The sequence below is a fragment of the Streptosporangium sp. NPDC000563 genome (assembly GCF_040299985.1).
Taxonomy (GTDB): Bacteria; Actinomycetota; Actinomycetes; order Streptosporangiales; family Streptosporangiaceae; genus Streptosporangium.
This window is the reverse complement of sequence record NZ_JBEPDA010000004.1, coordinates 100,798-116,784: the sequence shown is the minus strand read 5'-3', so window position 1 is coordinate 116,784 and position 15,987 is coordinate 100,798. Positions and strand designations below refer to the sequence as shown.

Sequence of the window (15,987 nt, the reverse complement as noted above, 5' to 3'; positions counted from 1 at the left end):
TTAGACACCCGTAAGGGGGGTTAGTTGCCCCTGCTATTGAGTTTCTTCGGCATGACCGTCATGGTTCTCACCGAGCTCAACCTAGGCGACCTGGCATTCCTGTTCGGCCCGCACCTCGTGGAGAGCGGCGAACCACAGCTGGTCGTGAAGCTTCTCACCGGCAAGTCGTCGGACGGGGAGCTGCTGGTCTACCGTCCCGACGGGATGTTGCTGCAGCGTCGCGTGTTCCGCGGATGGAGCACGATGCCACCCCCTCTCCCCCCGTTCGCCGTGCTCGACCATCTTTTCCTGGTGATGCGCGCCATCGTCATGGCCAAGGGCGACTCCACGGTCGCGCTGATCGGCACCGCCTGCTCACCCGGTGCCGCCGTGGCGACCGCACTGGCCAGGCGGTCCTGGCGGCCGGTGTCGGGACAGCTCCTCGTGATCGACCGGGCCACCGGCCAGACGCTCCCCTTCCACGTACCGCTGGACCTGCGCGGCGGCGCCCTGGAGTCGGCGAGGACCGGCGGCCTGATCGGCCCGGAGACCGACCCCGGCACCTGGCGGCGGGCCGAGCCCACACCGGCCGGGGAATCCGTTCTGGTCCGCCCGGAACTGCTCGGCCCGATCGTCCCCGTCACCGCCAGGCTCGCCCCGCCCACCCTGGTCAGGATCTGCCAGGAGGACGGCGACCGCTGCGAGCTGGCGCCCTGGGCCTTCCAGCCGCACGTCTGGCCGCCGAACACCTCGGACCTGGCCGACGCGCCCCGCTACCGGCTGCTCATGCCGGAGTTCGGCGGCGCGGAGGAGGCCGCGACACTCATCGACGACATGCTCCAGGAGATGCCATGCCCCGGCGGACCGCGTACGGCCCGGGAACACCTTGCTGGGTCGACCACATCACCGTCGACCTGACCGGCGCGAAACAGTTCTACGGCGGCCTGTTCGGCTGGGAGTTCACCAGGGAGAACGACCGCGGCTACCACCTGATCACGTTGCGAGGGGAGATCATCGGCGGCCTCGGCCCCAGCCCGATGGGCATGGCGCCCGGCTCGTCGTGGAACGTCTACCTGGCCTCCAAGGACCTCGACCACACCCGGACGGAGGTCGGACGCCTGGGCGGCCGTGTCGTGATGGGTCCCGTGCCGGCGGGCGGGGACGGCCGCCTCTGCCTGGCCGTCGACCCGTCCGGCGCGGCGGTCGGCTTCTGGGAGGGTGGCAGGGACGAGGGCGTGGTCCTGGTGGACGAGCCCGGCGCCCTGTGCGCCTGCGAGCTGCACACCGCCCGCCCTGATGCGGCGGAGGAGTTCTACCGGGGCCTGTACGGTGACGTGCCCGCGGTGATCCGCTCCTCGTCCAGGACCGGCTGGGTGCCGTTCTTCGGTATCGGGGACGCCGAGAACACCGAAAGCTCCGGGGGCTCCGGAAGCGACGAGGGCAGCGCGGCGGAGGTGTCCACCGGGAACGCCGGAGACGAAGAAACCGGCCAGGGCACCGGAAACAGCGGAAGCACCACGACGGAGACGACCTCAGGGAACACCGAAGGCCCCGGGGGCACCGGAATCACCGTCGCGGCGGCGCTCGCCGCCGGGGCCCGCCGGCTGGATTCCGGCCTGTTCGCCGACCCCCTGGGCGGGGTCTTCGGCCTCACCGGCGGGAATTACTGACGACGAAAGCGCACGTCACCCAAAGGCCACCCGTCGCCGCAGGTCAGGGGCGTGAGCATGTGTCAAGCCGGGCTTTCCGCGTCAACAGTCAGAAAATGCGTATCATGATGAGCATAAATACGTATTAACAAGTTTCCCTAACCCTTGCGATGATTCTGAAGTTGGCAATTCTCGCAGGGGAAAGGCATTTCATGGCGCCTGACGTGACGGTGATAGGCGGAGGCCCTGCTGGAGCGATCTCGTCGGCGCTGCTGGCTCGGGCGGGCGCCCGGGTCCGCCTGCTGGAACGGGATTTCTTCCCCAGATATCACATCGGCGAGTCGATCTCCTCTTCCTGCCGGGCCATCATCGACCTCGTCGGCGCCAGGGAGAAGATCGAGGCCCGCGGCTACCAGGTCAAGGAAGGGCTGCTGCTCCGCTGGGGCGCGGAGCGCGACTGGGCGATCAACTGGCCGGACCTCTTCGGCGACCAGGTGCGCTCCTGGCAGGTGGACCGCGCCGACTTCGACGACGTCCTGCTCAGGCACGCCGCCGACGAGGGCGTCGAGGTGGTCCAGGGCGCCCAGGTGAAGAAGGTCCGCTTCGACGGAGACCGCGCGGTGGGCGTGGAGTGGACGCACGACGGGCGTCTCCTGGAGGCTCCCGCCGAGTTCGTGGTGGACGCCTCGGGCCGCGCCGGTGTGCTCTCCTCCCAGCACTTCCGCAACCGGCGGCCGCACGACGTCTTCCGCAACGTCGCCATCTGGGGCTACTACCGGGGCGGCACGCTGCTGCCCCGCACTCCCCGGGGCGGCATCAACGTGATCTCCTCCCCCAACGGCTGGTACTGGGTCATCCCGCTCAGCGGTGACGTCTACAGCGTGGGCTTCGTCACCCACCGGGACCAGTTCCTCGCCCGCAGGCCCGAGTTCCCCTCGCAGCACGCGATGTTCCTCGCGCTGGTCGCGGAGTCGCAGACGGTGGCGGAGCTGGTGGCGGACGGTCACCTCGAAGGTGAGATCCGCGTCGAGCGGGACTTCTCCTACTCGGCCGACAGCTTCTGCGGGCCCGGCTACTTCCTCGCGGGCGACTCCGCCTGCTTCCTCGACCCGCTGCTCTCCACCGGCGTGCACCTGGCCATGTACAGCGGCATGCTCGCCGCCGCGAGCATCCTGTCCGCCCACGCGGGGGAGGTCACCGAGCGCGAGGCGCTGGCGTTCCACGAGTCCCACTACCGCAACGCCTACGGCCGGATGTTCTCCATGGTCGCCGGGTTCTACGAGCAGTACCGGGGCAGGAACAGCTACTTCTGGCTGGCCCAGCGCCTGGCCAGGGGGCAGTACCCGGAGCTGATGAGAAAGCGCGGCGGTGACGCCCCCGCTCCCTCCGACGGCGCCTTCGCCTCGATCACCTCCGGCCTGACCGACCTGGACGACGCCACCCGCGTCGGCGGCGCGGCCCCGCTGGACGCGATGGTGCTCGCCGGCGAGCTGGTCGCGGGGAAGAACGGCGACCGGAGCGCGGACCTCGGCGGCCCCGGCGACGCGTCCGGGCTCTACCTGGTCACCGAGCCGAGACTGGGCATCGGCAGGGCCGTCGAACCGGTGGCGCCACGCTGACCGGAGACCGAGCGGGAGCCGGTCAGAGGTCGAGGGCGGTGGCCAGCTGGTGCCGTCCTCGGATGCCCAGCTTGCGGTAGATGCGGCCCAGGTGGGTGTCGATGGTGCGCTTGCTCAGGCAGAGCCGCTCGGCGACCTCCATGCTGCTCATGCCCTGCCGTACCAGCTCGACGACCCGCTGCTCGGCGGGGGTGAGCACGATCCTGGCGTGCGAAGGGCGGGCCTCCGGCGTGTGGTCCCGGCTCCCCGGCTCGCCGGCGGCGATCGTACGGGCCGCGGAGTGCTCGCCCAGCGCGGTGTACGCCCGGGCGGCGTGCGCGCGCCAGGGCAGGCAGGCGGGATTGGTGATGCCCCGGGCGGAGAGGCGGTGCCCGCAGTCGAGGAAGAGGCCGAGCGCGGTGGCGTGGTCGTCCGCCGCCGCCGCGATCAGCCCCTGCACCTCCAGGACCATGCTCTTGACCAGGGGGTGGGCGTCGGCGGGGATCGTCATCTCGCGTACCAGTGCCTCGGCGTCGTCCACCCGCTCCATCCGGATCAGGGCCCGCGCGCCGCAGGCGCGGGCCGCCGTGGCGAGCACCCGCGCGCCGATCAGTTCGGCCCCTTCCCGCGCGTCGAGCGCGTCCCGCAGGCTGTCGGCGGACTCGCCCCTGCGGTAGTCGACGTCCGAGCGCAGCAGCAGCCCGAGCGCGTGCAGGTCCGGCTGGTCCCAGGTGCGGGCGTCCCGCAGGATCCTGGTGCACACGTCCAGCGCGTCCTCCGGCCGTCCCGTCCAACCGAACGCGAGCGCGGCGCCCACCAGGCCGGTGCCGACCGGCCGGTCCCTGGGTGATCGGTCTCTGGTGGCTCGCGTCGCCAGCCGCCTGGCGGTGTCCGGGTAGCGCCCGCCCGCCGCGACCATCGCCGCGAGCGCCCCGGAGAACTCCTTCGCCGCCGCGTCCGGCGTGCCCGCCGCGGCCATCCGCAGCGACCTGCGCAACCCCGCGCGGTATCCCGACAGCACTCCCTGCGCGGTGAGCCGCAGCAGCGGCTCCCTGGGCGGGTCCGCCATCGTCGCCAGTTCGTGGGCCGCGGTGACGAACGGCCTGACGCCCACCGTGCCGGCGGCGAGCGCGGGGCTGGCCAGGTTCAGCAGCGACCTGGCCCGCCGGGCGGGATCCGGCGCGGTGGTGGCCAGCGCCTCGGCGTGCCGGACGCAGGCGTCCAGGTCGTGGCGCAGCTCGACCATGCCGAGTTGCAAGGTCAGCTCGTGGATGGTCGCGGAGTCGTCGGTGCAGGCCAGCGCGCGGCGCAGGTATCGGGTCGCGTCGTCGTACCGGCGGGCCGCGACCGCCTCGGTGGCCGCCCTGCGCAGCACCGGGATTCCCCAGTCGGAGTCGGTGAGCATCAGGTGCTCGGCGGTCTGCGCGGCCGGCGCGCCCAGCCTGTCGAGCAGCGTGGCCCCGCGTTCGTGCAGGCCGAGCCTGGTCTGGTTGTCGACGCGCGACAGTACGGCGGCGCGGACGAGGGGGTTGCGGAACCGTACGGGCGGCCCCTCCGAGATGAGTCCCGCCTGGACGAGGGCCCGGCGGGCCTGGCGGATCTGCGGCTCGCCCTGGCTCAGCAGGATCGCCGCCACGGTGGTGTCGGTGTCGGGTCCCATCACGGCGAGCTGGGTGAGCAGTTCGGAGACCACCGGGTCGTGGTCGTTCAGCCATTCGAGCACGGTGTCGGAGAGTGCCGCCGTACCGATCTCCAGCACCTGGTCGATGTCGGGCTCGCCGGGGCTCACCCTCGCCTGGCGCATCCGGCCGGTCAGCTCGCGCAGCACCAGCGGGTTGCCCTGCGACAGCGTGTGACAGAGCGCGGCCAGCTCCACGTCGGGCGGCGCGCCCATCGCCTCCGCGACGAAGTCGGCCGTGCAGGTGGCGCAGAACGGTCTGAGCTGCACGGACCGTGCGTACGGCAGATTGCCCAGGTCCGCGCCGAGCGCGGCCGGGGTGCTGCCCGGCAGCGTGGCGACCATCATCACCGGCAGGTCGTCCAGGCGGCGCGCGATGTAGGAGAACCAGCGCAGCGAGGGGGTGTCGGCGAAGGCCAGGTCGTCGATCGCGATCACCACGGGGTGGTCGGCGACGAGTTCGCGGGTGATGTGGAACAGGTTGAGCAGCAGGTCGTGGGTGGCGGCGCCGTCGCCGTCGGAGGCCCGGTCGAACTGCTTGCGGGTCCGCTCCCCCGAGGAGAGCACCGGGTCGAAGAGCTGCCTCACCATGCCGTAGGCGAAATGACTCTCGCTGGGATGGCAGCGGGCCCGTAACACCCGGCTGCGCTGGGGAAGCATTTCGGTGACGGCGCCGAGCAGGGAGCTCTTGCCCATCCCGTTCTCCCCGAGGATCGACGCGACGACCGGCCTTCCTGACCGGAGCCCGTCAATGGCCTCCCGGAAGACAGTCAATTCTCTGTCCCGGTGAAGAAGTGATGCCATACCTCATGGTCCCATTCTCCCGATACAGATCTCAACGGGCGCCCCGCCCGTCTTTCCCGGCGACCCCATGTGCGCTCCCACCACCGCCGATACGGCGATACTGAGGCATCCGCCCCCGAAACCTAAGTATCGGCCGCGCGATGCGTACATTTTTTTGCGCATTCACCATAGCGGTCATCTCGTGTTTGAATCCGCATTGAAGAGGGTTTCGAGAGCTTGATATAAAAAAGGCGGTTGGCAATGGAGAGTCCACGGCTGAAGGCTCATTTCCATGTCGAGGTCGTGGACGGATCCCGGGTCTTCCTGTACGCGGAGGGAAAGGACTTCCTCGTGCCGGGGCAGGCCGCCGCGGCGGTGCTGCCCTACCTCGACGGCCGCAGGACCGTGAGCGAGATCGTCCAGGAGCTGTCCGGGCGCGTTCCGTTCACCACGGTGCTGACCACGCTGCGCCGCTACGAGGCGGCCGGACACCTCGCCGAGGGCAGGCCGGACCTGCCGGAGAGGGTGCTCGCCTACTGGGACGCGCTGGGCATCGACCCGGCGGCCGTCGCCAGGGGCACACCGGTCACCGTCTCGGCCGCCGAGAGGGTGGACGCCGCACCGGTGGTGAACGCCCTCACCGAGCTGGGGCTGAACGTGAGCACCGGCGCGATCGGCGAGGTGCCCGCCGAAGGGGTGTCGGTCGTGCTCGTCGACGACTACCTCGACCCGGCCCTGGAGCACCGCAACGCGCTGCAGCTCGCCTCCGGGCTGCCCTGGCTGCTCGCCAAGCCCGGTGGCGTCAGCCCGTGGCTCGGCCCCTACCTCGACCCCGACCACACCGGCTGCTGGTCGTGCCTGGCGCAGCGGCTCGGCGGCAACCGCCAGCTGGAGCGCTACCTCGCCGGCAAGCGGGGCGAGCGGACGCCGCTGCACCCGGTGCGCGCGCAGATCGCGGCCGGGCCGCTCGCGCTGGCCGGGATGCTCGCGGCCGAGGTCGCCAGGATCGTGGCGACCGGTGAGCCGGGCGCGCTCTGCGGCCGGATGGTCACCCTCGACCTGGCGACCATGGAGACCGGCGGGCACATCCTGATCCGCCAGCCGCAGTGCCCCTCGTGCGGCACGCCACCCGACGGCGACCCCAAGATCGTGCTCACCCCGAGCCTGGCGAACCACGTCACCGACGGCGGCTACCGGGTCAACCAGCCGCAGGAGACGTTCGAGCGGCTGGAGCGGCACATCAGCCCGCACCTCGGCGCGATCACCAAGCTGATCTCGATCGGCGCCGACTCCAGCGGCCTGACCTTCAGCTACGCCGCGGGACACAACTTCGCCATGGTCAACGACAGCATGGACCTGCTCCGCCGCAACCTGCGCGGCCAGAGCGGCGGCAAGGGTCGCTCGGAGATCCAGGCGAAGGTGAGCGCGGTCTGCGAGGCGATCGAACGGTACTCGGGGGTCTGGCGGGGGGACGAGCCGGTCATCCGGGCCGCGTACGCCGACCTGGACCCGGCCACCGCCGTGCACCCGGACCGGATGCTGCTCTTCTCCGACGAGCAGCGGGCCGGTCGCAAGGAGTGGAACGCCGACCCGGCGCACCGGCTGCAGCAGGTGCCCGACCCGTTCGAGGAGAACGTGCCGTTCGACTGGTCGCGAGCCTGGTCGCTCACCAGGGACGAGGAGCGGCTCGTCCCCGCCGCCTACGCCTGGTACGGCCACCCCGACCTCTACGGCCACTTCTTCTGCATCGCCGACTCCAACGGCAGCGCCGCGGGCAACACCCTGGAGGAGGCGATCCTGCAGGGCATCTGCGAGCTGGTCGAACGCGACTCGGTGGCGCTGTGGTGGTACAACCGGCTGCGCCGCCCCGGCTTCGACCTCGACTCGCTGAACGACCCCTACGTGGACGAGCTGCGGGACTTCTACTCGAACATGGACCGCGACCTGTGGATGCTCGACCTCACCACCGACGTGGACATCCCGGTGTACGCGGCCGTCTCCCGGCGCCGCCACGAGGTCGAGGACATCATGGTCGGCTTCGGCAGCCACCCCGACCCGCGCATCGCGGCGTTCCGCGCGCTCACCGAGCTCAACCAGTTCCTGCCCAGCGTGGACCGGCGTGACGAGGAGGGCAACACGCTCTACCGGGTGGACGACCCGGAGATGCTGGCCTGGTGCAAGGGGGCGGTGATCGACCGCGAGCCCTGGCTGCTGCCGGATCCGGACCGGCCGCTCACCACCGTCGGCCCGCCCGCCCCCACCGACCTGGCCGAGTGCGTACGCCGGTGCGTGGACTCGATCGAGGCGGCCGGCTCCGAGGTGATCGTCCTGGACCAGACCCGCCCCGACCTGGACCTGAACGTCGTCAAGGTGATGGCGCCCGGCCTGCGGCACTTCTGGCGCCGGCTGGCACCCGGCCGCCTCTACGACGCGCCGGTACGGCTCGGCTGGCTCGACCGCCCGACCCCCCAGGAGGAGATCAACTCCTGGAACGTGTTCTTCTGAGACGGACGGTGCCCATGAACCCCATCATCGTCTCCCGGCTCCGCCGGGACGCGTCGTTCTCCGGCGAGCACATCCGGTTCGCCGCCACGGTCCTCGAACTGAAGAACCTGTCACAGGGGCAGGGCACCGCGCTGAAACTGCTCGCCGAGGGCGACCACGACGACGCCGCCCTCGCCGCCGCGGTGACCACCGCGGACGGCGAGGCGGGACTGCTGCGCTGGCACCTGCTGTTTCGCAGGCTCAACACCTCCGGGCTGATCGAGCACGCCGTACAGGTGGACGGCGACGTCACGGCGAGGCTCTATCCGGTCGGCCGTGGCTCGACGCTGCCGGCGGCGGCCCCCGCGGGACCGGTGCGGCTGTCGCGGTTCGCCGAGGCGCGGGTGGTGGACGGCACGCTCACCCTGCGGGCCCCCGGCCGTCACCTCGCCGTCGAGCTGATGCCCCAGGCCGCGGGACTGCTCGGCGAACTCGCGACCTGGAACACCCAGGCGCCCGCCCCGCTGCTGCGGCTGCTCGCCACCGCCGGCCTGCTCGCGCCCGGCGGCCCGGACGAGGACCTGGAGACGACCGAGCGGTCCTACGCGCAGTGGCACCCCGCCGACCTGGCCTTCCACTCCCGTACCCGCTTCCCCGCCACGGTCGGCGGGTACGGCGGGACCTACCCCCTCGGTGACCGCTTCCCGCCCGAACCGGTCTCCCCGCCGCCCTCCGGCCTGCGTACGGTCGCGCTGCCGGTGCCCGACCTGGACCGGATAGCGGCGACGGAGCCGTCGTTCACCGAGATCCTCGAACGGCGCGGCTCGACCCGCGCCCACGACGAGGAGACGCCGATCACCCTCGCCCAGCTCGGCGAGCTGCTCTACCGGAGCCTGCGCAGGCGGGGCACGATGACGGGCAGCGACGGCCAGCGGCTCGCCAACCGGCCGTATCCGAGCGGCGGGGCCGTGCACGAGCTGGAGGTCTACCCGCTCGTCACCGCGTGCGAGGGACTGCCCGCAGGACTGTGGCACTACGCGACCGACCGGCACGAGCTGGAACTCGTCGCCGAACCCGGCAAGGCCACCGACGTGCTGGTCAAGGAGTCGCGGAACGCCGCGATGATGGAGACGGACCCGCAGGTCGTGCTGCTGGTGACGGCGAGGTTCGGCCGGGTGATGTGGAAGTACGAGACCGTCGCCTACCCGCTGGTGCTCAAGCACGTGGGCGTGCTCTACCAGACCCTCTACCTGGTGGCCACCGCGATGGACCTCGCCGTGTGCGGCCTGGGCGGCGGGGACGCCGCGGCCTTCGCCACCGCCTCGGGACGCGACCCGCTCCTGGAGGGCACCGTCGGGGAGCTCGTCCTCGGCTCCCGGCCACGGACGGAAGGGTAGGCCCCGATGAGTTCTCGCCACCGGCCCCGAACAGAGGGGTGGAACGCGATGGCATTCCGCCACCGGCCCCGGACGAAACGGGATTCCGCACCCGGCCCCGGCCCCGACCTCGGCCCCGGCCCCGGACGAAGGGGGGGAGCGCGATGAGATTCCGCTACCAGGCGCTGCAACGGATGCGCGAACCCGACGAGCTGGACTCCCCCACCCTGCTCGCCACCCCCCGGGGCTGGATCGCGGTCTTCGTCGTGATGATCGTGATGGCGGGCGGGCTGGTCTGGGCGTTCGCCGCCGAGCTGCGCATCTCGGTCGCCGCCCCGGGCGTCCTCACCCATCCGGGCGGTACGGCCCGCATCCAGAGTCACTACTCGGGCCTGGCCCGCCGCGTGCTGGTCAGGCCGGGCGACCGGGTGATCGTCGGCCAGTCCGTCGCGGAGCTGCAGGACGCCGACGGCAAGATCCAGCAGGTGGCGAGCCCGTTCACCGGCCAGGTGGTCGGCACCACGGTCAACGACGGCCAGGTCGTCGCCGTCGGCACCACGATCGCAACCGTCGAACGGACCGACCTGCCCGACGACCGCCTGGTCGCGATGGTGTTCGTGCCCGCCGACCGGGCCGCGTGGATCGCCCCCGGCCGTCCGGTCGACCTGGAGGTGTCCACCGCGCCCGCCGCGGCCTTCGGGCTGCTGCGCGGCCAGGTCACCTCGGTGAGCCGCTACCCCCTCACCGGCGAGGCACTGGCCGGACTGGTGGGCGGCGAGCTCGCCGCCAAGAGGTACGCGGCCGTCCAGGCCCCCCTGATGATCATCGTGGACCTGATCCCCAAACCGGGCACGCACTCGGGATACACCTGGTCGACCGCGCAGGGGCCACCCGTGCAACTCGACTCCCAGGTGACCGTTTCGGCCTCCATCCACCTGGGCGAGCAGACGCCGTTCGACCTGGTGCTCGGGCGCTGAGCGGAGGAGGCACCGATGACGGACATGACGACGAGGCCCGCGAAAGCCGCCCCCGCGAAGCGGGGAAGGCGCCGATGACGAACACGACGACGAAGCCCGCCAAGCCCGCGGTCACGAAGCGGAGGAGGCACCGATGACGAACACCACACTCGACCCCGCGAAACCCGCCAAGCCGGCCAAGCCCGCGCCGAAGAAACAGCCGCAGGCCCCGCGCCCCCGCAGGAAGAACCGCCACCGGGTGCCGACCGTGATCCAGATGGAGGCGGTCGAGTGCGGTGCGGCCGCGCTCGCGATGGTCCTGGGCCACTACGGCAAGCACGTCCCGCTGGAGGACCTGCGCGGTCGCTGCGGGGTGTCCAGGGACGGGTCCAAGGCCTCCTCGATGCTCGCGGCGGCCCGCTCCTACGGGATGATCGCGAAAGGCTTCCAGGTCGAGGCCGAACTGCTCCGCGACCAGACCGGTCCGGTGATCATTTTCTGGGCGTTCCAGCACTTCATCGTGGTCGAAGGACTCGTGACCCGGTTCGGCCGCACCATGGTCGCGGTGAACGACCCCTCGTCGGGCCCCCGGCTGATGGAGTGGTCGGAGTTCGACTCCGGCTTCACCGGGATCATGCTCACCTTCGAGCCGGGGCCCGACTTCAAGCCGGGCGGCGAACGCGCCAAGCTCAGCAAGGCGCTGCTGCAGTGGCGACTGCCGTCGGGACGCGCCCTGCCGCTGGTGCTGCTCGCCAGCGCGCTGCTGCTCCTGCCCGGCATCGCGGGCCCCGCCTACTACCGGGTGTTCATCGACCGGGTGCTGACCGGCAACTCCCCCGGCATCCTGCCGCCACTGCTGATCGTGATGGCGTTCACCGCGGTGGCGATCTTCGTGCTCACCTCGGTGCAGCAGTACTACCTGCTGCGACTGGAGATCAGGGTCGGGCTGGTCGGCTCGGCCCGCTTCTTCCGGCACCTGCTCCGGCTGCCCATCGAGTTCTTCCTGCAACGCCGCCCGGCCGAGGTCGCCAAGCGGATCTCCACCAACGACACCGTCGCCGAGATCCTCTCCCGCGACCTCGCGCTGACCGTGATCAACATGGTGCTGGTGGTGTTCTACGCCGCGCTGCTGGTCCGCTACGACGTACTGCTCGGCGTGATCGGCGTCGGCATGGCGGCGCTGAACATCCTGGTCCTGCGCTGGGTCGCGCGGGCGCGCAAGGACGCGGTCACCGCGCTGCGCACCGACCGGGGCAACCTCACCGGCACCACCTTCGCCACACTCAGCATGATCGAGACGGTGAAGGCCACCGGCGCCGAACCCGACGCCTTCACCCGCTGGGCGGGCTTCCTCGCCAAGGTCGTCTCCGCGCAGCAGCGGCTCGGCGTGCCCACCGCGGTGCTCGTCGTCGTACCGCCGCTGCTCGCCACGGTGAACACCGGCCTGATGCTGCTGATCGGCGGGCTGCGGGTGGTGGAGGGCGTGCTCAGCGTCGGCATCCTCATCTCCTTCCAGACCCTGCTCGCCGCGCTCAGCAGGCCGGTCACCCAGCTCACCAACCTCGGCGGCCGTCTGCAGGACCTCAGCGCCGACGCCAAGCGCATCCACGACGTGGAACGGCACCCGATCGCCCGCTGCTTCGAGCGCAGCGGTGACGCGGCGGAGATCGGCACCCGCCTGGAGGGCCGCCTCGAACTGCGGAACGTCACCTTCGGGTACGGCCCGCTGACCGACCCCATCATCACCGACCTCTCGCTGAGCATGACACCGGGCAGCCGGGTCGCGATCGTGGGCGGCTCCGGCAGCGGCAAGTCCACCCTGGGCCGCCTGCTGACCGGCCTGTACGAACCGCGCTCCGGGCAGATCCTGCTCGACGGCCACCCGCTGGACGAGATCCCGCGAACCGTGCTCGCCGGCTCGATGGCCTACGTCGACCAGGAGATCGTGCTGTTCGCCGGGACCGTCCGCGACAACCTCACCCTGTGGGACGAGGCCGTCCCCGACGAGGTGGTGCTCGCCGCACTCCGCGACGCCGCCGTCTACGACGCCGTGCTCGCCCGCCCCGGCGGGATCAACTCGTTCGTCCGCGAGGACGGCCGCAACTTCAGCGGCGGCCAGCGGCAGCGGCTCGAACTCGCCCGCGCGCTCGCCTCGGAGCCGACCCTGCTCATCCTCGACGAGGCCACCAGCGCCCTGGACCCGGAGACGGAACACGTCATCATGGACAACCTGCGCCGCCGCGGCTGCGCCTGCCTGCTGATGGCCCACCGGCTGTCCACCATCCGCGACGCCGACGAGATCATCGTCCTGGACGGCGGCCGGGTCGCCGAGCGCGGCAGCCACGAGGAACTGCTCGCCGCCGACGGCATCTACACGCGGCTGTTCAACACCGGAGGAGGACTGTGAGCCCCCGCCGAAATCACCGGGATCACCGTCCCGCTGCTCGACACCGAAGGACGACCGTGAGCCCCCGCCAGGATCGTCCCGCTGCCCGGCACCGGAGGGGCACCATGAGCCCCGCCAGGATCACCGTACCGTCGCTCGACATCGGAGAAGCATCGTGAGCCCCGCCGCGCTCGCCGGGATCGCCATCCCACTGGACCTCGGCACCGACCGGTTCACGGTCCTCGACAACCCCGGGCGGATGCTGCTCGTCGAGTCGGGCCTGGTGGACCTGTTCGCGGTCAGGACCGTCGACGGCGAACTGAACGGACGCTGGAACTTCCTCGGCCGGGCCGAGGCGGGCATGGTGCTCGCCTGCGGGGCGCCTTCCGGTCCGCGCCACGTGATCGTGGCCCGCCCGGTGCCCGGCACCGTACTGGCCGACGTCCCGGTCGCGGTGCTGCACGACCTGCCCGCCGAGGCCGCCGCCTGGCTGGTCAAGGGGCTCGGCCGAGGTATCGAACTGCTCGCCGAGGCGCTGCCCGCCACCCTGCCGCCCAGGCAGTTCGTCCCGCTGCCCGTCGAGGGGACCGCCGAACTGGAGGCGGGCCGCGCCCTGCGGTCGGTCGACGGCGTGCGCTGCGTGCGCGTCGAGGAGGGCGAGGTGGGCGTCGGCAACAGTGACGGCCTGGTGTTCGGCGCGGACAGCGACATCTGCCTGACCGAGCGGGACTGGCTCCTCGCCCACACCAGGATCCGGCTGCGGACCCGCTCGCTGCACTCGGTCTTCGACGAGGGCGTACTGTGCGAGTTCCTCGCCGCTCACGCCGTCCGGCTGCTCGCCACCGTCGACGAACGCCTGGAGCGGCAGCGCGAGGAGGAGCGCGCCGCGCTCGCCGAACTGCGCGAACGCGAGAGCACCGTGCTGACGCAGGCCGTGCGCAGCTTCGACGCCGTACTGCGCGACACCGAGGTCCAGGTCAAGCTGGCCGACGTGGCCAACGACCCGCCCGCCCTCGCCGCGGCCCGGCTGGTCGCGGCGCACCAGGGGTTCGAGGTACGGCCGCCGGTACGGCGCGGGGGCCAGGACCGGCCGATGGGCGACCTGCAGGCGATAGCGCTCGCCTCCGGCGTCCGTACCAGGATGGTCCGGCTGGACGGCCCGTGGTGGACCCAGGACCTGGGCCCCATGGTGGGCAGCACCTCCACCGGCCGTCCCGTGGCGCTGCTCACCATGGGCCACGGCTACGTCATGGTGGACGACGGCGTGCTCACCCCGGTCACCGCGACCGTCGCCCGCGGCCTGGAGAAGCGGGCCCACGTGCTGTACCGGCCGCTGCCCGCCTCGGTCAAGACCGTCGGCGCGCTGCTGCGCCTGGGGCTCCTCGACGGCGGCAACCACCGTGACCTGCTGCGGTTCGCCGCCATGGGGGTGCTCGTCTCCCTGCTCGGGCTGCTCGTCCCGATCATGACGGGCAAGGTGCTCGGCGTGTTCACCGTACGGGCCGAACTCGACCTCATCGTCCAGGGCTCCCTGCTGGTGATCGGCTCCGGGTTCGTGATCGCCGCCCTGTCGGTGGTGCAGAACATCGCGGTGCTGCGGGTCGAGAGCCGCACCACCTCCGCCCTGCAGTCGGGCCTGTGGACCCGGCTGCTCTCCCTGCCCGCCGGCTTCTTCGCCCGCTACTCGACCGGCGAACTGGGCACGACGGTGCTGGGCATCAGCTCGGCGCAGGAGATGCTCTCCGGAATGCTGACCACGGCCACGCTGGGGCTGCTCACCGGATCGGCGAACCTCGTCCTGGTCTACTTCTACGACGTGCGCCTCGCCCTGGTCGCCACCGCGCTCATGCTGTTCGGCCTCGGGTTCGCCTTCGTCGCGGGACGAATGCAGCTGCGCTGGCAGCGACAGGCCTACGAGCACGAACGGACCATGTCGGCCAGGGTCTTCCAGATGCTCACCGCGATGCCGAAGCTGCGGGCCGCCGCCGCCGAGGAACGGGCGTTCGCCGAATGGACGCGTGAGGCCACCAGGGGCCGATCGCTCACCGCCTCGGCCCGCCGCATCCAGAACGCGGTGACCACGTTCAACGCCGGGTTCCCGCTGGTCTGCACGGGGATCGTGTTCGCGGTGGTGGCCGGGCCGATGGCGGGCCAGGTCTCGGTCGCCACGTTCCTGCCGTTCTTCACCGCACTCAGCCTGCTGCTCGCCTCCAGCCTCCAGTTCACCGCCGCCGCCGTCACCGCGATGGGCGTCGTGCCGATGCTGGAGAACATCAGACCGATCCTGGAGGCCCGCCCGGAGACCGACGGCACCAAGGCCGACCCCGGCGACCTGTCGGGGCGGCTCGGGCTCAGCAAGGTGTCGTTCCGCTACGGCCAGGACGGTCCGCTCACCCTCGACGGGGTCGCCCTCTCCATCGAGCCCGGCGAGTTCGTGGCCCTCGTCGGTCCCTCGGGCAGCGGCAAGTCCACGGTGCTGCGGCTGCTGCTCGGCTTCGAGACCCCGCTCTCGGGCACCGTGCTCTACGACGGCCAGGACCTCGCCGAACTCGACGTCTCCGCGGTCCGCCGCCAGTGCGGGGTGGTGCTCCAGAACGGCGCGCTGCAGGCGGGCAGCATCCAGGCCAACATCGTCGGCAGCGGCGTCCACACCGTGGACGACGCCTGGGCGGCGGCCGAGATGGCCGGGCTCGCCGCCGACATCAGGGCGATGCCGATGGGCATGCACACGGTGCTCTCCGAGGGCACCAGTACGCTGTCCGGCGGTCAGCGACAGCGCCTCATGATCGCTCGCGCACTGGTCGCCCGGCCCCGCATCGTGTTCTTCGACGAGGCGACCAGCGCGCTGGACAACCCCTCCCAGAGCCGGGTCGCCGAGAGCACCCGCCGCCTCAACGCCACCCGGGTGGTGATCGCCCACCGGCTCTCCACGGTGGTGGCCGCCGACCGCATCGTGGTGATGGACGAGGGGCGGATCGTCCAGCAGGGCACCTACGACGACCTCCTCGCCGACCGGGACGGGCTCTTCGCCCGCCTCGCCACCCGCCAGCTCTCCTGACCGGCGCATCGGACCGCCCGGCCCTCACACCGATCTGCTC

At 71.5% G+C, this 15,987-nt stretch carries 9 protein-coding genes; 8 read left to right on the top strand and 1 reads right to left on the bottom strand.

Going from position 1 to position 15,987, the window contains the following annotated elements:
• Window positions 1-51: 51 nt before the first annotated feature.
• The 3 genes from ABT352_RS13345 (at window position 52) to ABT352_RS13335 (ending at window position 3,247) form a co-directional block, all read left to right on the top strand.
• Window positions 52-897, top strand: coding sequence for a hypothetical protein (locus ABT352_RS13345; protein WP_350945009.1), 846 nt, complete (start codon window positions 52-54; stop codon window positions 895-897).
• Window positions 831-1,649, top strand: a complete 819-nt coding sequence (locus ABT352_RS13340) for a VOC family protein (protein WP_350945007.1) — start codon at window positions 831-833, stop codon at window positions 1,647-1,649. The genes ABT352_RS13345 and ABT352_RS13340 overlap by 67 nt, the downstream gene beginning before the upstream one ends.
• Before the next feature lie 191 nt (window positions 1,650-1,840).
• The gene (locus ABT352_RS13335) at window positions 1,841-3,247 is read left to right on the top strand and encodes an NAD(P)/FAD-dependent oxidoreductase (protein WP_350945005.1); all 1,407 of its coding nucleotides are present in this window, start codon (window positions 1,841-1,843) and stop codon (window positions 3,245-3,247) included.
• A 22-nt stretch (window positions 3,248-3,269) separates the two neighbouring features.
• On the opposite strand, the gene ABT352_RS13330 is transcribed toward ABT352_RS13335, so the two are convergent.
• The gene (locus ABT352_RS13330; RefSeq protein WP_350945004.1) at window positions 3,270-5,708 is read right to left on the bottom strand and encodes an ATP-binding protein; all 2,439 of its coding nucleotides are present in this window, start codon (window positions 5,706-5,708) and stop codon (window positions 3,270-3,272) included.
• Between the two features lie 240 nt (window positions 5,709-5,948).
• Here ABT352_RS13330 and ABT352_RS13325 point away from each other — a divergent pair, with 240 nt between their 5' ends.
• The 5 genes from ABT352_RS13325 to ABT352_RS13305 all read left to right on the top strand — a co-directional run bounded on the left by ABT352_RS13325 (window position 5,949) and on the right by ABT352_RS13305 (window position 15,947).
• Entirely contained in the window at window positions 5,949-8,192 is a 2,244-nt protein-coding gene (locus tag ABT352_RS13325; protein WP_350945002.1) for a TOMM precursor leader peptide-binding protein, read from the top strand.
• Window positions 8,193-8,206: 14 nt separating this feature from the next.
• The gene (locus tag ABT352_RS13320; RefSeq protein ID WP_350945000.1) at window positions 8,207-9,568 is read left to right on the top strand and encodes a SagB family peptide dehydrogenase; all 1,362 of its coding nucleotides are present in this window, start codon (window positions 8,207-8,209) and stop codon (window positions 9,566-9,568) included.
• A 143-nt stretch (window positions 9,569-9,711) separates the two neighbouring features.
• Window positions 9,712-10,524, top strand: a complete 813-nt coding sequence (locus ABT352_RS13315) for a biotin/lipoyl-containing protein (RefSeq protein ID WP_350944999.1) — start codon at window positions 9,712-9,714, stop codon at window positions 10,522-10,524.
• A 133-nt stretch (window positions 10,525-10,657) separates the two neighbouring features.
• A complete protein-coding gene (locus ABT352_RS13310) occupies window positions 10,658-12,910 on the top strand; it encodes an NHLP family bacteriocin export ABC transporter peptidase/permease/ATPase subunit (protein WP_350944997.1) in 2,253 nt (750 codons plus the stop codon).
• 154 nt (window positions 12,911-13,064) lie between these two features.
• Entirely contained in the window at window positions 13,065-15,947 is a 2,883-nt protein-coding gene (locus ABT352_RS13305) for an NHLP bacteriocin export ABC transporter permease/ATPase subunit (RefSeq protein WP_350944995.1), read from the top strand.
• The last annotated feature ends 40 nt before the right edge of the window (window positions 15,948-15,987 follow it).